This window comes from Erwinia sp. AC075, assembly GCF_979253995.1.
In genome coordinates, this window is record NZ_CEEDEU010000001.1 from 476,357 (window position 1) to 499,079 (window position 22,723).

The 22,723-nt window shown below is 56.8% G+C and carries 14 protein-coding genes; 2 read left to right on the forward strand and 12 right to left on the reverse strand.

What is annotated here, in order from left to right; genetic code table 11:
• Positions 1-48: 48 nt before the first annotated feature.
• Entirely contained in the window at positions 49-2,094 is a 2,046-nt protein-coding gene (locus AC0IXH_RS02230; protein WP_471719875.1) for an FUSC family protein, read from the forward strand.
• On the opposite strand, the gene AC0IXH_RS02235 is transcribed toward AC0IXH_RS02230, so the two are convergent.
• From AC0IXH_RS02235 to AC0IXH_RS02290, 12 genes are all read right to left on the reverse strand, one after another.
• Entirely contained in the window at positions 2,089-2,778 is a 690-nt protein-coding gene (locus AC0IXH_RS02235) for a GntR family transcriptional regulator (RefSeq protein ID WP_013202981.1), read from the reverse strand. The two genes, AC0IXH_RS02230 and AC0IXH_RS02235, sit on opposite strands and share 6 nt — an antisense overlap.
• Positions 2,779-2,855: 77 nt before the next feature.
• Entirely contained in the window at positions 2,856-4,319 is a 1,464-nt protein-coding gene (locus tag AC0IXH_RS02240; protein ID WP_346594090.1) for a mannitol dehydrogenase family protein, read from the reverse strand.
• 44 nt (positions 4,320-4,363) lie between these two features.
• On the reverse strand, positions 4,364-5,647 hold the full coding sequence (locus AC0IXH_RS02245; protein ID WP_134824575.1) for an MFS transporter: 1,284 nt from the start codon (positions 5,645-5,647) through the stop codon (positions 4,364-4,366).
• Positions 5,648-5,716: 69 nt separating this feature from the next.
• The gene (locus AC0IXH_RS02250) at positions 5,717-6,727 is read right to left on the reverse strand and encodes a Zn-dependent oxidoreductase (protein WP_346594092.1); all 1,011 of its coding nucleotides are present in this window, start codon (positions 6,725-6,727) and stop codon (positions 5,717-5,719) included.
• A 967-nt stretch (positions 6,728-7,694) separates the two neighbouring features.
• Entirely contained in the window at positions 7,695-8,594 is a 900-nt protein-coding gene (gene yegS / locus AC0IXH_RS02255; protein WP_013202976.1) for a lipid kinase YegS, read from the reverse strand.
• Between the two features lie 293 nt (positions 8,595-8,887).
• On the reverse strand, positions 8,888-10,285 hold the full coding sequence (trhP, locus tag AC0IXH_RS02260; RefSeq protein ID WP_471721108.1) for a prephenate-dependent tRNA uridine(34) hydroxylase TrhP: 1,398 nt from the start codon (positions 10,283-10,285) through the stop codon (positions 8,888-8,890).
• A gap of 271 nt (positions 10,286-10,556) precedes the next feature.
• Positions 10,557-11,264 carry an envelope stress response regulator BaeR gene (gene baeR / locus AC0IXH_RS02265; protein ID WP_013202974.1) on the reverse strand — a complete coding sequence of 236 codons (708 nt, stop codon included), beginning with the start codon at positions 11,262-11,264 and terminating at the stop codon, positions 10,557-10,559.
• A gap of 36 nt (positions 11,265-11,300) precedes the next feature.
• On the reverse strand, positions 11,301-12,686 hold the full coding sequence (gene baeS, locus AC0IXH_RS02270; RefSeq protein ID WP_471719876.1) for an envelope stress sensor histidine kinase BaeS: 1,386 nt from the start codon (positions 12,684-12,686) through the stop codon (positions 11,301-11,303).
• Entirely contained in the window at positions 12,686-14,092 is a 1,407-nt protein-coding gene (mdtD, locus tag AC0IXH_RS02275) for an MFS transporter (protein WP_338574346.1), read from the reverse strand. Before mdtD ends, baeS begins: the two co-directional genes overlap by 1 nt.
• Positions 14,089-17,157 (reverse strand): multidrug efflux RND transporter permease subunit MdtC, encoded by a 3,069-nt coding sequence (gene mdtC / locus AC0IXH_RS02280; RefSeq protein ID WP_471719877.1) that lies wholly within the window; start codon positions 17,155-17,157, stop codon positions 14,089-14,091. Before mdtC ends, mdtD begins: the two co-directional genes overlap by 4 nt.
• Positions 17,154-20,273, reverse strand: coding sequence for an MdtB/MuxB family multidrug efflux RND transporter permease subunit (locus tag AC0IXH_RS02285; protein ID WP_053144143.1), 3,120 nt, complete (start codon positions 20,271-20,273; stop codon positions 17,154-17,156). The genes mdtC and AC0IXH_RS02285 overlap by 4 nt, the downstream gene beginning before the upstream one ends.
• Entirely contained in the window at positions 20,273-21,520 is a 1,248-nt protein-coding gene (locus AC0IXH_RS02290) for an MdtA/MuxA family multidrug efflux RND transporter periplasmic adaptor subunit (RefSeq protein WP_471719878.1), read from the reverse strand. The genes AC0IXH_RS02285 and AC0IXH_RS02290 overlap by 1 nt, the downstream gene beginning before the upstream one ends.
• A gap of 238 nt (positions 21,521-21,758) precedes the next feature.
• On the opposite strand from AC0IXH_RS02290, the gene AC0IXH_RS02295 reads away from it, so the two are divergent.
• Positions 21,759-22,721 carry an aldo/keto reductase gene (locus AC0IXH_RS02295; RefSeq protein WP_471721109.1) on the forward strand — a complete coding sequence of 321 codons (963 nt, stop codon included), beginning with the start codon at positions 21,759-21,761 and terminating at the stop codon, positions 22,719-22,721.
• Positions 22,722-22,723: the final 2 nt, after the last annotated feature.

The window sequence follows — 22,723 nt, forward strand, 5'->3', positions numbered from 1 at the left end:
AAATCGCTAAAATAGCGCTTTAGTCTGACGTGAGCCGTGAAGTAAATAATGAAGTGGTTATCTAAAAATGCGTGGTTATTTGCCGTTAAAACCTGCATTGCCGCCTTTATCGCCTTATATATCGCGCTGAAACTAAACCTGGATAAACCGGCCTGGGCCATGGTCTCGGTTTACGTGATTTCACAGCTGTATTCTGCCTCCACCCTGTCGAAAGCCTTGTTCCGCTTTCTTGGCACCGTGCTGGGCGGGATCTTTATCTTTCTGATCTACCCGATTACCGTTACCCATCCGATGCTGTTCAGCCTCTGCGTTTCGCTGTGGGTTGCCTGCTGCCTGTATCTGTCGCTGCATGACCGCACGCCGAAGAGCTACGTGTTTATGCTGGCAGGCTACAGCGCGGCGATCATGGGCTTTGCCGATGTCACCACGCCGCTGTCGATCACCTATACGGTGATTTCCCGTATCGAAGAAATTACCGTGGCGATTATCTGCAGCAGCCTGGTGCATATGCTGGTTTTCCCGGTACGGATGCGCAATCTTTTGGAAAACAGCGTCAGTAACTGGTTCGACACTGCAAAGAATGTCTGCACCGAACTGCTGACCATTGAATCGAAAGAGAGCTCGCCCGAAAGGGATCAAATCCTGGTGCAGATGGCGAACTATCCGGTGGCGGTTGAAACCCTGATCACCCATTGCGTGTATGAAGGCGACTCCGCGCGCAAGCTCATCCGTCTGGTCAGCGCGCAGTATCAGCATCTTTCCTATCTGATCCCAACGCTGACCGCGATTGAGAAGCGCCTGAGCCTGCTGGCGGAGCAGGGCATCACCTTCCCGGATTTTGTCGCCGAGTCGTTCAGTCACTTCCTTGTCTGGCTGAACAGCCCGGAACAAAGCGGGCAGGCACAGTCAATTGAGGCAGATATCACTGCCTCGCAGGAGCAGATCAAAGCGCTGTATGGCCGCGGTGAAATGAACGCGGAAGAAGGTTTGTTGCTGATTGGGTTACTGGAAAGGCTGCTGAATTTTATCCGCATAGCCGATTCCTATTTCAACGCCCGCGAGCGCGTCAGCCAGCTGTTGCCGGAGAAAAAGCGCGGCAGGCTTAAGCTGATCAGGAAGCACCGCGATAAAGGGCTGATCCTGCTATCGGCCTTCACCGCGTTCACTGCCACGATGATCGGCTGTATTTTCTGGATTGGCACCGGCTGGAAAGATGGCGCATCGACGCCGATGATAGCCGCGGTTGTCTGTTCGTTCTTCGCGGCGATGGACAGCCCGATCGCTTCGATGAAGGTGTTTCTGAAAGGGGTGTTGATCGCCATTGTGATCAGCGTGCTGTACGTCGGGCTGCTGATCCCGATGACCGTAACCTTTGAATCACTGATTATCTGTCTGGCGCCGGGACTGCTGGCGCTGGGACTGGTCATCGCCAATCCGTCGACCAACTTTATCGGGCTGATTATCGCCACCCAGATCCCCGGTTTTATCGGCATGACGCACGATTTGCAGCCCGACCTGCTGTCGATCCTTAATGCCTCGATCTCAACCGTGGTGGGCATTTTACTGGCGGTGCTGGTCACGGCCATTATCCGTAACAGAAGGCCGGCCTGGTCTGCCAGACGCGTGTTGCGTAAAGGGATTAAGGAACTGCTGCAGTTCACCGGCGAAATCAAAATCAACGCTTCTTCGCTGCTGTCGCGTCAGCAGTATGTCGCCAGCATGATCGATAAAATCAACGTCATCCTGCCGCGTAACCGCATCGATCCTTCGCCCGGCGTGGCGCTGGGGGGCAATCTGATTACCGAAATCTGGCTTGGGGTGAACTGCTACGATTTTTACGCCAGGCATCAGGCGATTATCAAAGACCATCAGCTGGAAACCGATGCGGTGATGTTTGAGATTAATCAGTACTTTAAAAAGCGGCTCAAGGATATTCACCTTGAGCCGCCGCAATCGTTGCTGATGGAGTTGAATCAGCTGCTGGTTAAGACCGAGGCATTGTGTCGTGCAGATATGGCGCTGTTCAGGCCGCTGTTCTATCTGTTCAATATCCGCATGGCACTCTATCCGACGCAGAGATGGCCAGCGTTATAGCGGCTTTTCAAACCACTCGCTGTTTTGCTCAGCAATCGGCGTGATGGAGAAAATCATCTCCTGAAGGTGACGGCGCAGGGCGTGCTCGGCGCCGTCGACATCTTTGGCAACCAGCGCCTGATAAATCTCCTGATGTTGCTGGATCAGGCTTTCCGGCGGGGAGACTTTGCTTAACGTCAGGAAGCGCACCCGATCCATGGCCGCTTTAATGTTTTCGACCGTTTCCCATGACAGCTCGCAGTTTATGCTCTGCGCAATCAGGCGATGGAACTCATCATCGAGCAGTAAAAAGGCCTGGCTGTCATGACGCTCAGCGGCCATTTTCTGCAGCTGAAGATTGTGTTCAAGCTGGGCCAGCGATTCGGCAGAGGCCTCGACAGCCGCCCGGCGGATCACCGCCACTTCTACCGCTTCACGGATAAAACGTCCATCCGCCACGCGCTTGGCCGAAATTTTGCGTACGAAGGTACCGCGCTGGGGCAAAACCTGCACCAGCCCAGCTTCGGCAAGCTTAATAAAGGCTTCACGCACCGGCTGGCGTGAAACGCTGAACCGCGAGGAAACCTCTTTTTCTGACAGCAGCGAACCCGGTGGGATCGCGCAGGTCACGATGTCCTGGCGCAGGAATCGGTAAATTTGCTGATTTACCGGTTCGTTGGCGGTAATGATATAAGCGGTAGACATTGAGTAATATCCCTATACCTTCTGGACGAAAGTCTAAGTCTAAACAGGGCGCTGGCTCTTCGCCAGCGCTTATTCGCTTAAGCCTGCGTCAGGGCAATTTTTACCGTCTCTTTGGCGCCTTTTTCGCGTAAAAGCTGATAGAAATGGTTCACTTTTGCGACGAATGCCGGTTCAGCGGCCAGATCTTCGCCAAATACCGCTTTTAACGACAGCAGGGCGGCAATCCGCGCCTCGCCATCCGCCGTTTCTGCAACGCGTTGCGCCAGCCGATCGCGCATCGGATCGCGGATTTCAATCGGCTGACCCTGCTCATCAACACCGCCGACATAACGCATCCAGCCCGCCACGCCCAGCGCCAGTAAGTCGTAGCTGCCGCCATGCTTCAGGTGCCAGCGAATGCTGTCCAGCCAGCGCTGGGGCAGTTTTTGTGAACCATCGTTAGCGATCTGCGCGGTGCGGTGTTTAATCGCCAGGTTTTCATAACGGGCGATCAGCGAGTTGGCATACGCCGGCAGATCGACGCCTTGAGTGCTCAGGGTGGGCGCCTGTTCGTCCAGCATCAGACTCAGGGCGGCCTGACGATAGTAGGGGTCAGCCATACAATCACTGATGTGCTCATATCCGGCCAGATTACCGAGGTAAGCGAGGAAGGAGTGGCTGCCGTTCAACATGCGCAGTTTCATCTCTTCAAATGGCAGCACGTCGCTGACCAGCTCTGCACCGGCTTTTTCCCATTCAGGACGGCCGCTGACAAAGTTGTCCTCAATCACCCATTGCAGGAAGGGTTCGCACACTACGCTGACCGGATCGTCGCAACCGAGTTTGTCGCGCATCGCCGCATGGGTTTCGTCCGTCATCGCCGGCACAATGCGATCGACCATGGTGGAAGGGAAGGTGACGTGCTGCGCAATCCACTCCGCCAGTTCGTGACTCTGTTTTTCCGCCAGACCAAGCACCACGTTGCGGGTAACGTGGCCATTTTCCGGCATGTTATCGCAGGACATCACGCTCAGCGGCGGCAGGTTGCGTTCGCGACGACGGACGATGCCGGCAAGGATAATGCCCGGCAGGGAAGTGGGGGCGTCGGGATGAGCGAGGTCATGGACAATCGACGGGTGCGCCAGATCCAGCTTGCCGCTGGACGGTTCGTAGCAGTAGCCTTTTTCGGTCACCGTCATCGAAACGATTGCCACGTCCGGCTGCGCCAGCGCTTCAATTACCGCATCAATGCCGTCTGATTTGCCATGCAGAGCGTCCTTCACCACGCCAATCACCCGCAGCGCCATCTGGTCACCGGACATTTCGGCCACGGTATAGCAGTAATCCTGCTGTTTCAGGGCCTGAATTAGTTCGCCGCTGTTGAGGTTAACTTCGCAGTACCCCCAGTCACTGCCGCGTTCGCTGGCCAGTCTGTCGCTACAAACGGCCTGATGTGCACGGTGAAAGGCACCAAAGCCGATATGCACCATGCGCGTTTTGAGCTTCTGGCGGTCGTAATCCGGGCGGACCACGTCCGCAGAAAGATGGTCAAGTGAAAGCATCAATAATCCCTTCTGTTACGGCGCGGGAGAACCCGCGCTGAATGTCACACTGAAACCGCTTTATTTTGCGTCTTCGGGCTTTTGATAACAAAGAACACCAGTACTGCACCGAGTGCTGCGACCGCGCCCGCCAGCACAAAGGCGCTGTCGAACTTGCCGGTGTGGTGGACGATATAGCCGGTCACAATCGGGCCGACAATGCCAGACAGGCTGCCGATCAGATGAATGAATCCGCTGATCCCGCCGACGCGGCTTTTGTGCACCACATCCTGGATAATCGCCCAGTAGATGGCACCGGTGATGTACAGGAAGAAGATCGAAACCGACATCAGCGCCACGGCTGGATAGGTCCCTTTTACAGAACCTGCCAGCGCCACACAAATAGCAGCGGCCAGCAGCGAGACGACCAGCACAATTTTTCGTGAAAGCAGCAGCTTACCGGTGATTTTAAAGATTTTATCGGAAATCAGTCCGCCGAGCGCCAGGCCAACGAAGCCGACGATCCACGGGATCATGGTGGTGATACTCATCGATTTGATATCGAGGTTGTGCGCCTGCACCAGGTAAGCCGGGAACCAGCTCAGGAAGAAGAACAGGATGTAGTTGTAGCAGAAGAAGGCAAATGCGGTAACCAGGATAATCGGCTGGCGCAGGTAGTAACCCAGGCCGTGAGCCGCCTGCGCTAACTCATCTTCCGGCGTGGTTTGTTCTTCTTTCAGCTTGGCAATCAGGGCACGTTCATCCTGACTAACGCGACGGCTTTTCAATGGGTTATCGGAGGCAATCAGGAACCAGGCAATCATCCAGACGATGCCGACCGAGCAAATGATGATGAACGCCGGACGCCAGCCGAATGCCAGTGCCAGATAGCCGATGATTGGGCCAGCGACCGCGCCACCGAGAGGCGAGCCGGCGCTGAGGAAGCCCATGGCCGTGGCGGCCTGTTTTTTCGGGAACCAGCCGTTGATGGCTTTGTTCGCCGAGGCGCAGATCGGGCCTTCAGCCATACCAAACAGCACGCGCAGGATCAGCATTGACCAGAAGCCGGTTGCCACCGCCGTCAGGCCGCAGAACAGAGACCACAGGCCAACCGCCACGCCCATCACGATGGTCGGGCCGAACTTGTCGGTCGCCAGGCCACCGATGAAGTTGAAGATGGCGTAACCGAAGAAGAAGCTGCCGAAAATCAGGCCGAACTGTTCGGCATTCAGCATCAGATCTTTTTCGATCATCGGTACCGTCAGCGAGAGGGCAACACGATCGAGGTAATTGATCATGTAGACCATAAACAGCAGAAGTACGATAGTCCAACGTAGGTTTTTGAACATAGTAATTCCTTGATTATTCTTATAATAGTGGTGACTTTTCTTGCCGGTGAGGCACCGGCAAGCCCGGGTTTATTCCACGGCTAAGATGACTTTACAGCAGCTACGTGGATCTTTTTCGAACAGCGTCATCGCGTGTTCAATTTCTGCGAGAGGGAAGTAGTGAGTGACCAGCTTTTCTGGCTGGATCAGGCCCTGTTCCATCCAGCTAATCACTTCAGGGAAGCGATGGCTGTTGAGACGTGAGGTAAACAGTGACAGTTCCTTGCTGGTCAGGCTTTGCTGAGTAATCGAGCAGGCTTCACCCGAGAAGCCCAGCAGGCCGATACGTCCGGCAGGCGAGGCCAGCGCAGCGGCTTCCGCGAGGATTGCCGGATGGCAGGCGGCGTCAATGATAAGCGTCGGCATTTCGCCTTCGAGCTGAGCAGCCAGCGGGATTTCACTGTTATTCAGCACCACGTCAGCGCCATTGGCTTTCGCCATCGCAAGGCGTTCTGGCAGGCGGTCCGCCACAATCACTTTGCGCACCTTATAGACGCCTTTCAGCACCTGAATCGCGGTTAATCCCATTGGGCCGGATCCAAAGATCAGCGCGACGTCATCAGGCTGCGGCTTAAGGAAAGCGGTGATGTTCGCGGCGATGGTGAACGGTTCGACCAGGCTGGCGAGTTTGTCCGGGATGCTTTCCGGCAGCGTATAGGCATTGGCCGCAGGAGCCACCGCATACTCACTGAACCCGCCATCGCGATGCACGCCAATCACCTGCAGTTCACTGCAAACGTTAGGGCGGCCGATGGAGCACGGGTAGCAATGGCCACAGCTGACCACCGGATCAACGGCGACGCGTTCGCCGATACGGGCCGCATCGACACCTTCACCCACCGCATCAATGCGGCCAAAGAACTCATGGCCGATGACGCGAGGATAGCGGGCAAACGGGTTATGGCCATGCCAGATATGCACATCCGATCCGCAGATGCTGGCGTACTGAACTTTCACTCTGACTTCGCCAGCGGCAGGAGTCAGTTCAGGACGATCCTGGACCTGCAATTCACCCGGGCGTTCGATGACGATGCTTTTCATGGCATTTCCTTATGGACTTAGTATGCTGAAAAAATACGCTCTGGCGTACTACCATACAAGGTGCCAGTGTCGGATGTTCGACGGGGATCACATTTGTTACTGAGGGTGGTGGGTTTGGGGGAGATTGTTAATTGCTAAGGCGGGGACTAAGGGATTAAGGGCAAAGAGGGCTTCGGTGTCATGGCGTCCGCATAGTGCACGTTATCCGAGACGCCGTGAACCCATCCCTGGGGGCTTGGCTGCCGCTTCCCTGCGGCAGACACTCGGCTAACGTGCACTATGCTGCCACCTTATAACATCGGCGTTTTTGTTCAGGTTGATGGTCACACAGGTCAAGAGCAAGGGTAGTGAAAATGCAGTTTATGGAAGATGAGAGGGTTAGATTTTTGTGGGGATTCTTTTGTTAAGGGCAAAGAGGGCTTCGGTGTCAGGGCGTCCGCATAGTGCACGTTATCCGAGACGCCGTGAACCCCTCCCTGGGGGCTTGGCTGCCGCATCCCTGCGGCAGACACTCGGCTAACGTGCACTATGCTGCCACCTTATAACATCGGCGTTGTGAGCTAATTGAGGGGATACACAGGTCAAGGGCAACCGGAAAGTCGATGGCGAAATGAACAGCGACATGGGAAGGGATAACGATGTTGGTTTGGGTATAGATGTTGATTTGTGTGGCCCTTATCAAACAGGCAACAATGAAGCTTAGGGGAAGGGAGAGCAGGGTGATAGCAAAGCATCAGCGGCAGGGATGCCGCTGCTGAGCCCCCAGGGATGGGTGCACGGCGACTTTGCGTTCACCCTGCTCTTCCTGAGCAAACCACCAGATCAGCAAGACAACTTGCTAACGCTCAGCAGTCAAATCTCCCTGAGCAAACCACCCGATCAGCCAGACAACTTGCTAACGCTCAGCGGTCAAATCTCCCTGACCTTGGCACCAGCCAGGCAGGCAACTTATCCCTAAACCCTAACCCTATGCCAGCAGCTCGCACGACGGCGGCAGACGGCAGGCGATGGCGGCGGGCATCACTTCAATGTGGAATGATTTTCCACTCAGCGGTTCGCCGTCGAGGTTAAAAGTCATCTCGTGCGGCGCGGTGATGTCTAACCACGGCAGAGAGGCGCGAATGATATTGGGATTGTCATCATCACCCCCGATCACCGAATTTAACAGCGTTGGCAGGATCTCTTTGGAGGTGACAATGCTGACCTCAATCTTGCCATCATTGATCAGGGCGGCCGGGCACAACCTCTGACCGCCACCCGCCTGACGTCCATTACCGATGCCGATCACCAATGCATCGCCATCCCAACGGAAGTCCGGGCCGCTCAACTCGCAACTGTCTGCTTTTAGCGTATCCATACGCATCAGCCCATGAATAAAGTAGGAGACGCCACCCAATGCGGATTTCAGCTTTTCCGGCGTTTCGGTAGTGATGCGGGTGCCAAAACCACCAGTGGCCATATTGATGAAATAGTGCGTCTGATTTACCCGTGCCAGATCGATCGGGGTCGCTTTGCCGACGATCGCCAGCCGTAACGCATTCTCCATCTCCTGCGGAATACCGGCAGAGGTGGCAAAATCATTGGCGGTGCCTAACGGGATAATGCCCAACACCGGGCGCTGTGAGGCATCGAGTTTCGCCAACGCCGTGGCAATCTCATTGATGGTGCCATCGCCGCCGCCTGCTACCACGGTCTCAGCCTGAATTGCTACGGCTTCGCGCACGTAACGCTCGCCGTCTCCGTGTTCCCAGGTGACGCGGATCTCAATGGGATAACCTTCCTTGCGCAGCGTAAAAATGGCTTCACGCAGGTCTTCATTGCCTGCGCCTTTGCCGTTCAGTATCACCAGCGTAATTGGTTGTTCCATGTCTGTTTTCCCGTCAGTGCTGACCCGTTCAGGCCCAAAAGTGCTTCAGTTATAGCACATTTTGCACCCTCAACGAAAAACCAGGCCGCGCAGGCAAAAGAAAGCCCGTCCGGGGGAGCCGGACGGGCCAAGGAGGTGGTTCCTGATAAAGACTGCCGTTTCGAATTCTCGTTTTTGACAAGGCGCATTCTAGCCAGAAAAGGCCTGGGGTTATGTGATCAAATTCTAATAAAAGTAACCCGAAGTAACTTTATTGCGCTAGCCGGTGCGACCTTCCATCCAGTCTGGAACAATCAACGGGCAGCCGGATCGGCGTAAGCCGTTGATCCAACTGCATCGATCGCCGGTTCTGCCGATGAATCCGGGAAGTTACGCATTAACAGTGCGAACGTCAGATCGATATCTTCCGGCACGCTGATCCAGACAAAATGCCCGTTGCCAGGCGCGACGAGAGTGGGCTGAAGCTTGGTGTTTTCCATCTCAGGCAGATCGAAATTAACGTTTCCTGCTGGGGTCATCAGCTCAAGATTGTCGCCGACGCTGAACTTATTCTTCACCTCAACCAGCACTTTGTCTCCGCGACGCTCACCGGTAAATTCACCAACGAATTGCTGACGGTCAGAGGCAGAATGGCCATAGTCATAATTCTGGTAACTGTCGTGGGTGTGACGGCGCAGGAAACCCTCGGTGTAGCCGCGATGCGCCAGACCGTCCAGCGTGCCGAGCAGCGACTCATCAAACGGCTTGCCCGCCGCGGCATCATCAATTGCCCGGCGATACACCTGGGCGGTGCGCGCGCAGTAGTAATGCGACTTGGTGCGGCCTTCGATCTTCAGCGAATGCACGCCCATTTGCGTCAGACGACCAACATGCGCCACGGCGCGCAGGTCTTTCGAGTTCATAATGTAAGTGCCGTGCTCATCCTCGAAAGCGGTCATCTGTTCGCCAGGGCGCATCGCTTCTTCAATCAAATAGACTTTGTCAGTTGGCTGACCGGCGCCGAGTGTGGGCTCAACGGTCTTCACCGGGATCGGCTGGTATTGCTGCACGATTTGCCCAACATCATCCACCTTGCCTTCCTGCACCTTGTACTCCCAGCGGCAGGCATTGGTGCAGGTTCCCTGATTGGGATCGCGTTTGTTAATGTAGCCGGAAAGCAGACAGCGGCCTGAATAGGCCATGCACAGCGCGCCGTGCACGAAAATCTCCAGCTCCATTTCAGGCACCTGCTCACGGATCTCGGCGATTTCTTCCAGAGACAGTTCGCGCGAAAGGATCACGCGCGTCAGGCCCATCTGCTGCCAGAATTTTACCGTTGCCCAGTTCACCGCGTTAGCCTGCACCGAAAGATGCACGTCCATCTGCGGAAAGGCGTCACGCACCAGCATAATCAGGCCCGGATCGGACATGATCAGCGCGTCCGGGCCCATCTCGATCACCGGGCGCAGATCGCGAATAAAGGTTTTCAGCTTGGCGTTATGCGGCGCGATATTTACCACCACATAAAACTTCTTACCCAGCGCATGCGCTTCGTTAATGCCCAGCGCCAGGTTCTCGTGGTTGAATTCGTTATTACGCACCCGAAGGCTGTAACGTGGCTGGCCGGCATAGACGGCGTCAGCGCCGTAAGCGAAGGCGAAGCGCATGTTTTTCAGGGTGCCGGCGGGGGATAATAATTCCGGTTTCACTATGAGTATCTCTTTAGGTTACCCAATGTCTTTCGGGCTGCAGCTGCGTTGGCTGCTCAGCTCCACCCCAGTCACTTACTTCAGTAAGCTCCTGGGGATGAAGCTGCTTGCCGCCTTGCTGCAACCCGAAATCCAAATGGGTAAGAGTCGGCAGTAAAAAGGGGCAAAAAACGTCGAATGATTGGTTTCTGTTTAGAAACGATAAAGGCCGTCAGTGACGGCCTTACAAAATTTGCGGGAATTGTAGAGGTTGGGATGGGGAATGTAAATTGACCTAGATCAAACGGCAGACATCTGCTTCCCAGCGGTAACCCATACCGTAGACCGCGCGGATAAAGGGCTGGTCGGAATCCAGCAGCTCCAGTTTACGGCGCAGGTTTTTTATATGGCTGTCGATGGTCCGGTCGGTGACCACGCGGTAATCATCATAAAGATGGTTAAGCAGCATTTCCCGGGAGAACACCTTGCCAGGCTCCTGAGCCAGCGTCTTTAGCAGACGAAACTCAGCAGGCGTCAAATCGAGTGGGCCCTGGTCCCAACTGGCCTGGAAGCGATTTTCATCGATGACCAGCAGTGAGGCTTTCTGCGCTTCTTCCGGCGTCCGCTTGCAGCGTTTGAGAATGGTTTTAACCCTGGCCACCACTTCACGCGGGCTGAACGGTTTGCAGATGTAATCATCCGCACCGATTTCCAGCCCAAGCAGACGATCGATCTCTTCGGTTTTGGCAGTGACCATCATGATCGGCAAATCGGAGAAACGGCGAATTTCGCGGCAAACCGTCAGGCCATCCATGCCGGGTAACATCAGGTCCAGCAGGATCATGTCCGGCGGCGTCTGTTTTACCCAGTCCAGCACCTCATCTCCACGCAGAAGATGGTGGGTGCGATAATTGGCCGCCTGAAGATAATCCACCATCAGCTGGCCAAGTTTGGGTTCGTCTTCAACCACTAAAATCAGCGGGGCAAGCGTTTCCTGTTCCATAACACTCATCTGCTTAACAAGAGGTGACACACCTCTTTAGTTAGTATTGCAGGGTAAGTGTACCGTAATTTTCAGTCCTCCGGCATCGGAGTGGTCCGCAACAATGCTGCCGTCGTGAGCTTCAACGATGTTCTGACAGATAGCCAGCCCTAGCCCGGAGCCGCCGCTGGCACGATTTCGCGAACTTTCCGCACGGAAGAATCGCTCGAAAATTTGCTGCCGCTGCTCGTCGGTGATCCCCGGACTGGTATCCTCGAAATGCAGGATCTGCTGGTCCGCTTGTGACACCAGCGTGACGGTCAGACCGCCGCCGGCATCGGTATAGCGCAGGCTGTTTTCCATCAGATTGGTAAATAACTGCATCAGGCGATCGGGATCGCCAAACAGCGGAGCCTGCTCCGGCAGACGGAGATCGAGCGAAAGATTATGGCTCTGATAGCGGCCGTTGAAGTTGCTCGCCACCAGTTCCACCAGCGGCACCAGGTCCGTTTTGCATTTGCGATAAGCGAGGGCACCTTCATCAGACAGGGAAAGCTGATGCACATCGTCCACCAGCTTGGTCAGCGTACTGACTTCTCCCTGTAAGGAAACAATCGACTCCGGCGTCAGCTTGCGCACGCCGTCCTGAATCGCTTCAAGTTCACCGCGCAGGATCGCCAGCGGCGTCCGCAGCTCATGAGAGATATCGGCCATAAAGGCGCGGCGCATACTCTCGTTTTTCTCCAGCGTACTGGCCAGCCGGTTAAAGTCCTGCCCCAGCCGGCCCAGTTCATCGCGGCTGTTGGCCTGCACCCGGCTGGTAAAGTCGCCGGCGGCCAGCTGATGCGTGCCTTCCACCAGCCGCTTAACCGGCGCAAGCAAGCCCCGCGACATCAGCCAGGTGACCAGCGCGGCCAGCAGCATCGCCAGCCCCGAGATGATCCAGCTGGTGCGCTTCTGCTGCTGATCGAAGTTGATATCCGCGCTGCGGGTCAGGCGCTCAGGCGGCGAACCGATCACCCAACCGACAATGTGCCCGTCGCTGGTGGTGATATTGCGGCGCGACCCCTCGGGCGGCACCGGGCCGCGCGGGCCAATCATCACGTGATATTGCTGATCGATAATCCAAAACTGTGTCCGCCAGCCGTGCGGCGGAAGCTGAGAGTTGGAGTCCGGATTTTGCTCCAGCGAATGCAGGATCTGAAACACCAGCTTGTTATTGTGACGCAGGAAATCCCAGTTGCCGTGCTGCTCATACTGATCGGACAACGCATCGCTCAGCATCACCAGCCGCTGCTCGTTGCCTTTCTTGATGTAATCAATAAAGCCATGCTCAAAGCTCAGCCGCACGCCCCAGTGCATGGTGACCAGCACCAGCAGGCAGGTGGAAAAAATCGCCGCGAACAGCTTGGCGGTGATGCCGATACGCAATTTTGCAAACATTAAGACTTCCTCTTGCGGCTCAACACCACGTTTTTACTGACATCCAGCGGCACGCGCCAGAACACCAGCGCGGGCAGAACGATCACCACCGCCATGCACAGATAAGTATAAATAAAGGCCTGATGCACCGCCGCGCTGTCAGTCACCGCCTGATGACCAAAGGTCCCCAGCATCAGCCCGGCCACCGTCACGCCGATACTCATCGACAGCTGCATGATCATCGACAGCAGACTGTTGCCGCTGCTGGCGAGATCGTCCGGCAGCTCTTTCAGCGTCAGGGTATTCATCGAGGAGAAGCGAATGGCATTGACCATGCCCTGCAGGAACAGCACGACCGGCAGCAGGTAATCCCAGCCCATCAATGCCACCGCCGGGAATAACAGCACCACCAGCGCCAGGCCAATGGTGGCGCCCACCAGCACGTTACGGTAGCCAAAGCGGTTAACGATCTGCACCACGATGCGCTTCATCCCCATATTGCCGAGGACCATCGGGATCATCATCAGCCCGGCATGGAACGGCGTGTATCCCATGCCCACCTGCAGGAAGATCGGCGTCATAAACGGCAGCATGCCGCTACCGATGCGACCGGTAAAACTGCCTAACAGCCCAATGGAATAGATGCGGTTATCAAACAGCTTCAGGCTGAACAACGCCCGCTCGTTGCCTCGGGCGTGCATCAGATAGAACAGCAATGAGAACACGCCAATCAGGATAAACAGACAGAGCAACAGCGGCGAAACCCCTAAGCCCCGTTGGCCGTCGAGGGCCAGCGTTAAGGTTGCCATCCCTGCGGCCAGCAGAATAAAGCCGAGAAAGTCGAATTTACGTGGCGGCAGGCTCATATTTTTCATCAGCATCAGGGTCGCAATGGCGCCAATGATGCCCACCGGAATATTGATCAGGAAAATCCAGTGCCAGCTGGCGTACTGCACCAGCACGCCACCCAACGCCGGGCCGAGCAGCGGGCCGACCTGGCCCGGCAAGGTCACAAAGGTCATCGCCGCCATATATTGCTCGCGCGGGACCAGCTTCATCACCGTCAACCTGCCGACCGGCACCATCATCGCGCCGCCAATGCCCTGTACCACACGCGCCATAATCAGTTGATCCAGCGAGGTGGCCATTGAGCAAAACAGCGAGCCGACGCTGAACAGAATGATGGCGCTGAAGAACACGTTCCTCACCCCGAACCGGTCGGCCAGCCAGCCGCTGACCGGCAGCATCACCGCCACCGTCAGCACGTAGGAGACGATCACCGAATGCATATTCAGCGGGTTCTCGTTCAGGCTTACCGCCATCGAGGGCAGGGCAGTGTTGACGATGGTGGTATCCAGCGCCTGCATAAAGAAGCCGAAGGCAACGATCCACAGTTGCCAGCGCACGGTGGAAGGAAGCGTATTCATAACTGGACGAGTTCCTGACGTGGCCGGCGACGCAGTTTATCCATATACAGATAAACCACCGGCGTGGTGTATAGCGTTAACAGCTGGCTCATCACCAGCCCGCCGACAATGGTAATCCCCAGCGGCTGGCGCAGTTCTGCCCCATCACCGGACGTCAGCACCAGCGGCAAGGCACCTAACAGCGCCGCCAGCGTGGTCATCATGATTGGCCTGAAGCGCAGCAGGCTCGCCTGGAAAATCGCCTCGCGGGCGGTCAGGTTGCCGTTACGCTGCGCCTCCAGCGCAAAATCGACCATCATGATGGCGTTCTTTTTGACGATACCGATCAGCAGCAGAATGCCGATCAGTGCAATCAGACTGAACGGCGCGCTAAACAGTTCCAGCGCCAGCAGCGCGCCCACACCTGCGGAGGGCAGCGTGGAGAGGATGGTCAGCGGATGCACGTAGCTTTCATACAGGATGCCTAACACGATATACACCGTGGCGATGGCGGCGATAATCAGCCACACCTGGCTGTTCTGGCTTTGCTCGAAGGCTTGCGCAGTACCGGCAAAGCTGCCCCGCACCGAGGTCGGCACGCCCAGCGTGGTCATGCTGCGGTCAATGGCATCGGAAGCCTGAGAAAGCGACACTCCTTCTGGCAGGTTAAAGGAGATGGTCGAGGCAGCCGACAGTCCCTGATGATTTACCGACAACGGCGCGTTGGCCGGGAGCCATTTGGCAAAGTAAGAGAGCGGAATGGCTTTGCCATCGTTGTTAATCAGGTACATCAAATCCAGCGAGCTGATGTCCTGGGTGTAGCGCGGATCCACTTCCATTACCACTTTGTACTGATTGAGCGGCTGATAAATGGTGGAAATCTGCCGCTGGCCGAAGGCATTGTTCAGCAGGTTATTGGCATCCGTCACGTCAATGCCCAGTCGGGTCATGGTTTCACGATCGTAGGTCAACGCCATTTCCGAGCCTTTATCCTGCTGATCGGAGTTCACATCCGCCAGCTCCGGCAGCGCCGCAAAAGCCTCGCGAATTTTCGGCTCCCAGATCCGCAGGTCGTCGAGATTGTCTGACAGCAGCGTGTACTGATACCCGGCATTCGATTCCCGTCCGCCCACCCGCAGATCCTGTACCGCCATCAGATACAGACTCGCGCCAGGTTCTTTGGCCAGCTTGATGCGCAGCCGGGCAATCACTTCCTGCGCATTTTCACTGCGCTCGCTTAACGGCTTAAGGGAGATAAACATCGATCCGCTGTTGGTGCGCGAGCCGCCGGTAAAGCCGACCACGCTTTCCACCGCCGGATCGTCGCGGACAATCTTCATAAAGCCTTCCAGCTTGCCGCGCATCGCCTGGAACGAAATGCTCTGATCGGCCTGAATAAAGCCCATCACCCGGCCGGTATCCTGCTCGGGCATAAAGGTTTTCGGGATGGAGATATACAGATAAACCGTCAGGCCGATGGTGGCGAGAAACACCAGCAGCGTCCAGCGGGAGTGATTGAGCACCCAGTTTAGCGAGCGGCCGTAGCCTTGCTGAATGGCGTTGAGCACGCGGCCAAAGCCCCGCACCCGGCCTTGCTCGCGTTGCGGATGCGCGCGCAGCAGCCGGGCGCACATCATCGGCGTCAGGGTAAGTGAAATCACCAGCGATATCGCTATTGATACCGACAGCGTGACGGCAAATTCCTTAAAGAAGCGGCCAATCAGCCCGCCAAGCATCAGCAACGGCAGGAAAACGGCAATCAGCGACAGGCTCATCGACAGCACGGTAAAACCCACTTCCCGCACGCCCTGTAACGAGGCCTGCAGCGGCTTCATACCCGCTTCCACATGGCGGGAAATGTTCTCCAGCACCACGATGGCATCATCCACCACAAACCCGGTGGCAACGGTCAATGCCATCAACGACAGGTTATTCAGGCTGAAGCCGCACAGATACATGGCGGCAAAGGTGCCAATCAGCGACACCGGCACGGCCACCGCCGGAATAAGCGTGGCGCGACCCGAGCGTAAAAAGGCAAACACCACCAGGATCACCAGCCCGACCGAGATCGCCAGCGACTGTTCCACTTCTGCCAGCGAGGCGCGGATTGTGGGCGAGCGATCCTGGGCGATTTCCAGATGGATTGAGGCCGGAATGATATTGCTGAGTTCAGGCACTTCGGCGCGGATACGGTCAACCGTATCGATGATATTGGCTTCGGGCAGCTTGCGGATCAGCAACAGGATTGCCGGTTTGGCGTTCGACATCCCGGCGTTGCGGACGTCCTGAACCGAGTCGGTGACGTTAGCCACATCCTGCAAACGCACTGCCGCGCCGGCATTGTAATGCACCACCAGCGGCTGATAATCCGCCGCCTTTTGCAGCTCGTCGTTGGTTTTCAGTTGCCAGCGCTGCTGATGATCTTCAATCGCGCCCTGCGGTCTGCGCTGGTTGGCATTGGCGATGGTTTCGCGAATCGCATCCAGCGAGACGCCCTGATTAAACAGCGCCTGCGGATTGAGGTCGACACGCACCGCAGGCAGCGAACTGCCGCCCACGGTCACATCACCCACACCGTCGATTTGCGACAGCTTTTGCGCCAGTTGCGTAGAGGCGTAGTCATAAAGCTGACCCTGGGAATAGGTGTCCGAGGTCAGCGCCATAATCATAATCGGGGCGTCGGAAGGGTTGGCCTTGCGGTAGGTGGGGCGGCTGGGCATCCCGGTAGGCAACAGGCTTTGCGCGCCGTTGATCGCGCCCTGAACATCCCGTGCGGCACCGTTGATATCGCGATCGTAATCGAACACCAGGATGATGCGGGTGCTGCCCAATGAGCTGGTGGAGGTCATTTCACTGACGCCCGCGATACGTCCCAGCGAGCGTTCCAGCGGGGTGGCCACTGACGACGCCATGGTTTCCGGCGAGGCGCCGGGCAGCGACGCACTGATGACGATCACCGGGAAATCCACCTGCGGCAGCGGGGCGACAGGCAGCAGTCTGAACCCCAATACGCCCGCCAGCAGGATGGCGATGGTCAGTAGAATCGTCGCCACCGGGCGATGGATAAACAGCGCGAAAAACCTCACTGCGCTTCCTCCTGCCTGAAGCGACGACGGGTAGCGTGAGCCAGTCGGTCAAACAGCAGATAAATCACCGGCGTGGTAAACAGCGTCAGTACCTGGCTGACCACCAGACCGCCAACCATCGCCACGCCCAGCGGACGGCGCAGCTCTGCACCGACGCCGGTACTCAGCATCAGCGGCAAGGCACCCAGTAATGCCGCCAGCGTGGTCATCAGGATCGGGCGGAAACGCAGCAGGCAGGCCTGATAAATCGCGTCATACGGCGCCATACCTTGTTCCCGCTCGGCGGCCAGCGCAAAGTCGATCATCATGATGGCGTTTTTCTTCACGATACCTATCAGCAGAATGATGCCGATAATGGCGATCACATCCAGCTCGTGACCGCTCAGCATCAGTGCCAGCAGCGCGCCCACGCCCGCGGTTGGCAGCGTAGACAGAATGGTAATCGGGTGGATAAAGCTTTCATACAGCACGCCAAGGACGATATACATCGCCACGATTGCCGCCACGATAAGCCAGATGGTGCTGGACAGCGCCGCCTGGAAAGCCAGCGTGCTGCCCTGGAACTCGGTCATGATCTCCGACGGCATTGCCAGATCCTGCTCGGTTTTGCTGATGGCATTGACCGCCTGTTCCAGCGAGTAACCGTCGCGCACGTTGAACGAGAAGGTGGTTGAAGGGAACTGATCGAGATGGTTAATGCTCAACGCCCCATGACGCTGCTCAACGGTGGCGATCGCGCTCAACGGTACCACGCCGCCAGAGGTGCTGTTCAGGCGAATGCCATCCAGCGCGGCAAGGCCTGGCGTGGCTGAGGTGTCATGCTCCAGCACCACGCGATACTGATTGGCCTGGGTGTAAATGGTGGAGATCAGACGCTGGCCAAAGGCGTTATACAGCGCGTTATCCACGTCGGCCATGGTGATACCCAGACGGCTGGCGTTATCGCGATCCACTTTGATATAGGCTTCCAGCCCCTGATCCTGCCAGTCGCTGCTGACATCTTTCAGCTCCGGCAAGGTCGACAGCGCAGTAATCAGTTTCGGCACCCACAGGCTGAGGGATTCGAGCGAACCGGCCTGCAAGGTAAACTGATATTGCGTGCGGCTGACCGTGGTATCAATGGTGAGATCCTGCACCGGCTGCAGGTAGAGATTCACGCCGGGCAATTTGGCTATTTCCGTCTGAAGTCGGTCGATCACCACCGGAATGCGGTCATCACGCTGATCCAGCGGTTTCAGGTTGATCTGCAGTCGCCCGCTGTTCAGCGCCGGGTTGGTGCCGTCGACGCCGACGAAAGAGGTCAGGCTTTGCACCGCCGGATCCTTCATGATGATTGAGGCAACCTGCTGCTGGCGCTGCGCCATATTGGCGTAGGAAACCGATTGTGGAGCCTGCAGCGTGCCCTGGATGATGCCGTTATCCTGCACCGGGAAGAAGCCTTTCGGAATGGTGATCCACAGCAGCACGGTGATCGCCAGCGTGCCCAGCGCCACGCCTAGGGTTATCCACGGATGATTCAGCACCCGGCGCAGAAAATGCCCATAACCGGCAATAATGCGGTCAAACATCGCTTCACTGGCGCGCGAGAAGCGGTTCTGTTTGCGTAACGACTCCACGCTCAGCATGCGCGCGCACATCATTGGGGTCAGGGTCAGCGACACCACGGCGGAAATCAGAATGGAGATCGCCAGCGTCACGGCAAATTCACGGAACAGCCGACCGACGATATCGCCCATAAACAGCAGCGGGATTAACACTGCAATCAGCGAGAAGGTCAGGGAAATGATGGTAAAGCCAATTTCGCCCGCGCCTTTTAGCGCCGCGGCCATCGGCTTTTCGCCTTTCTCAATATAACGGGAGATGTTCTCGATCACCACGATCGCATCATCCACCACAAAGCCGGTGGCGATGGTCAGCGCCATCAGCGTCAGGTTGTTGATCGAGAAACCCAGGAAATAAATCACTGCGAAGGTGCCGACCAGCGACAGCGGAACGGCAACGGCCGGAATGATGGTCGCCGGCACGTTACGCAGGAACAGATAGATGATCATCACCACCAGCGCAATCGCCAGCATCAGCTCAAACTGCACGTCATGCACGGAAGCGCGGATATTGGTGGTGCGATCGGTCAGGACTTTGACCTCAACCGATTTTGGCAGTGAGGCGGTCAGCGACGGCAGCATCTGGCGAATACTGTCGGCGGTGGTAATGATGTTGGCGCCAGGCTGACGCTGGATATTCAGCACAATGGCCGGCTGACGATTGGCCCATGCGCCGAGCCAGCTGTTCTCCGCACCCTGCTCAACAGTCGCCACATCGCGCAGCCGCACGGCTGAGCCGTTCTGATAGGCGACGATCAGCTGACGGTAATCCTCAGCGGATTTCATCTGATCGTTGGCCGACAGCGTGATTGAACGCTCGGGGCCGTCAAGGCTACCTTTGGCGGAGTTAACGTTGGCATTCGCGATCGCCGTGCGCACCGTTTCACTGTCCAGATTCAGGGCTGCCAGCGCCTGCGCGTTGAGCTTGACCCGCACCGCAGGGCGTTGACCGCCGGCCAGCGTCACCAGACCGACACCCGAGACCTGAGAGATTTTCTGCGCGACCCGCGTTTCCACCATATCCTCAACCTGGGTCATCGGCATGCTGGTGGTGGTGACGGCAAGGGTCATGATCGGCGGATCGGCCGGGTTAACCTTGCTGTAAACCGGCGGATTGGGCAGATCGGACGGCAGCAAATTGGTGGCGGCGTTAATGGCGGCCTGCACTTCCTGCTCGGCCACATCCAGCGGCAGCGTCAGCTGGAACTGCAAAGTGACCACCGACGCGCCGCCGGAACTCTGCGAAGACATCTGCTTCAGCCCGGACATCTGGCCGAACTGGCGTTCAAGCGGGGCGGTAATCGACGAGGTGACCACATCCGGGCTGGCACCCGGATACAGCGTCACGACCTGAATGGTGGGATAGTCGACTTCCGGCAGGGCTGAAACGGGCAGGGCACGGTAGCCCAAAATACCGGCCAGCAGGATCGCCACCATCAATAGCGTGGTGGCAACCGGGCGGAGAATAAACTGGCGGGACGGGCCGCCGGTAGAGCTCGGTGGCATAACCTGCATCAGGAACTGGCTCCTTTAGACGGCAGAGCGCTTTTTCCTGAGGTCAGCGGCGTGGCCTGCGGTGCCACCACTTCCACTTTGGTGCCTTCGGTCAGGCGGTCAATGCCGTCGGTGACGACACGCTCGCCCGCATCCAGTCCGGCGGTGACCACCACTTTCTGGCTATCCTGTAAGCCGGTAGTGATCAGTTTTTTACTGACTTTATCCTCTGCGTTGACCACCCAGACAAAGTTTCCTTCATTGCCCATTTGAAGTGCCGCAGCCGGGATCACAATCGCATCCTCCAGGGTGTTGACCTTCAGGCGGGCGTTCACGAACTGATTGGGGAACAACATATCGTCGTTGTTACCGAAGCGCGCCTTCAGCTTAACCGTGCCGGTGGTGGCATCAATCTGGTTATCCATGCTGAGTAACGTGCCGCTGGTCAGCAGTTTTTTATTGCTGCGGTCCCAGGCTTCTACCGGGATTGGCTGGCCGCCTTTTTGCGCCATCAGGATGGTGCTGATGTCATTTTCCGGCAGGCTGAACACCAGATCGATCGGATGCGTTTGGGTAATGACCACGATGCCGGTGGTATCGCCGCTGGTAATGTAGTTGCCGACGTCGACCTGCTTGAGTCCGACGCGGCCAGAGATAGGGGAGGTGACGCGGCTGTAAGTCAGATTTAACTGGGCGCTGGCGACGCTGCCTTCATCGGCTTTAATGGTGCCGAGGGTTTCGCTGACCAGCGAGCGCTGGGTATCCATTTCCTGCTGCGAGACCAGATTGGTTTTTGCCAGCTTCTCGTAGCGGGCCAGATCGCGGCGGGCATTTGCCAGCGTGGCCTGGTCTTTTGCGAGCTGTCCCTGCGCCTGAGTGAGGGCGACTTGATAAGGACGCGGATCGATTTCGGCAATCAGCTGACCGGCCTTCACTTCCTGACCTTCGGTAAAATGCAGCGCCATCAGGTCGCCATCGACCCGGCTGCGCAGCGTGACGGTGTTGGCGGCGGTGACGGTGCCCAGTCCGGAAAGATACTGCGGCACGCTCTGGCGCACCGCTTCGGCTGCCTGCACCGGGGATAATGCGGCAGTGCCACCATGACGGCCCCCGCCTTTACCTTCACCGCCCTTATGCTGCTGAGCGTCAGCGGTTTTTTCCGGGGCAGCGCTGCTGTGGCTGCTGTGCCACCAGTACCAACCGCCAGCGGCAACCGCTGCGATAATCAGGATCGGCAAGATTTTGAGGGAACGGCGTTGTGCAGTCATCTTGGTGTCAGCTCTCCGGTGCAAAAATTGTGTCCACGAGGGCCAAAAACGGGGCCCAGAATTTTTCTATTTTAGCGGGTTTATCAACCGCAAAAGTGAAGGAATTAAGGATAACCGTTCAGCTGGTGTAAGTATTCCTGTCGCGCACATCTTTTGCCACAAATCGTCGAAGCGACGCCGGGGATGTTTGCTACGCTCTAAGTCACGTGAGAAACAATTCATATTCAGGAGAGTAATGATGAGTCAATCAGAGCACCGTTCACTGGGCCGCACCGGCATTCAGGTTCCTACCTTAACCTTTGGTGGCAACGTATTTGGCTGGACTGTCGATCAAAAAACGTCTTTCTCCCTGCTGGATGCGCTGGTAGAAAAAGGGCTGTATTTCATTGACACCGCTGATGTGTATTCCCGTTGGGCGCCGGGTAATGAAGGCGGCGAATCTGAAACCATTATTGGTAACTGGCTGAAGCAGAGCGGCAAACGCGACAAAATTGTGCTGGCGACCAAAGTTGGGATTGAGATGGGGCCGGGGAAAACCGGGCTGGCACCGAAATACATTCGCCAGGCGATTGAAGACTCGTTGCGTCGCTTGCAAGCCGACAGCATCGACCTGTATCAGGCACACCGCGACGACAGCGATACGCCGCTGCAGGAAACGCTGGCGACCTTTGATGCCTTAATTAAAGAAGGCAAAGTGCGGGCGATTGGTGCCTCCAACTATTCGGCAGAACGCCTGAGCGAAGCGCTGAAGGTCAGTGAGGATAATGGCTTCGCGCGTTATGAAACCTTGCAGCCTGAATACAATCTTTATGACCGTGAAGGCTATGAAAGTGGTCTTGAGCAGGTTGCCAAAGATAATGGCCTGGCGGTGATCAACTATTATTCGCTGGCCAGTGGTTTCCTCAGCGGGAAATACCGTAAGCCGGAAGATGCCAGTAAAAGTCAGCGTGGTGCAGGTGTGGTCGAGAAATATCTGAACGAGCGCGGCTTACGCATTATTAAGGCGCTGGATCAGGTGGCGGAATCCACCGGTTCAACTCCGACGCAGGTGGCTCTTGCCTGGCAGATTGCCCGCCCGAGTATCACCGCCCCAATCGTCAGCGTCACCTCACTCACTCAGCTTGATGAGTTAACGAAAGCCGCCGCGCTCAAACTGAGCGACGACGACATCCGTGAACTGTCAGAAGCCAGCAGCTACTGAGC

What these genes read in the sequence shown, in the direction of transcription:
- AC0IXH_RS02230 (WP_471719875.1), top strand. Translation starts at nt 49, where the DNA reads ATGAAGTGGTTATCTAAAAATGCGTGGTTATTTGCCGTTAAAACCTGC.
- AC0IXH_RS02235 (WP_013202981.1), bottom strand. Translation starts at nt 2,778, where the DNA reads ATGTCTACCGCTTATATCATTACCGCCAACGAACCGGTAAATCAGCAA.
- AC0IXH_RS02240 (WP_346594090.1), bottom strand. Translation starts at nt 4,319, where the DNA reads ATGCTTTCACTTGACCATCTTTCTGCGGACGTGGTCCGCCCGGATTAC.
- AC0IXH_RS02245 (WP_134824575.1), bottom strand. Translation starts at nt 5,647, where the DNA reads ATGTTCAAAAACCTACGTTGGACTATCGTACTTCTGCTGTTTATGGTC.
- AC0IXH_RS02250 (WP_346594092.1), bottom strand. Translation starts at nt 6,727, where the DNA reads ATGAAAAGCATCGTCATCGAACGCCCGGGTGAATTGCAGGTCCAGGAT.
- yegS (WP_013202976.1), bottom strand. Translation starts at nt 8,594, where the DNA reads ATGGAACAACCAATTACGCTGGTGATACTGAACGGCAAAGGCGCAGGC.
- baeR (WP_013202974.1), bottom strand. Translation starts at nt 11,264, where the DNA reads ATGGAACAGGAAACGCTTGCCCCGCTGATTTTAGTGGTTGAAGACGAA.
- baeS (WP_471719876.1), bottom strand. Translation starts at nt 12,686, where the DNA reads ATGTTTGCAAAATTGCGTATCGGCATCACCGCCAAGCTGTTCGCGGCG.
- mdtD (WP_338574346.1), bottom strand. Translation starts at nt 14,092, where the DNA reads ATGAATACGCTTCCTTCCACCGTGCGCTGGCAACTGTGGATCGTTGCC.
- AC0IXH_RS02285 (WP_053144143.1), bottom strand. Translation starts at nt 20,273, where the DNA reads ATGCAGGTTATGCCACCGAGCTCTACCGGCGGCCCGTCCCGCCAGTTT.
- AC0IXH_RS02290 (WP_471719878.1), bottom strand. Translation starts at nt 21,520, where the DNA reads ATGACTGCACAACGCCGTTCCCTCAAAATCTTGCCGATCCTGATTATC.
- AC0IXH_RS02295 (WP_471721109.1), top strand. Translation starts at nt 21,759, where the DNA reads ATGAGTCAATCAGAGCACCGTTCACTGGGCCGCACCGGCATTCAGGTT.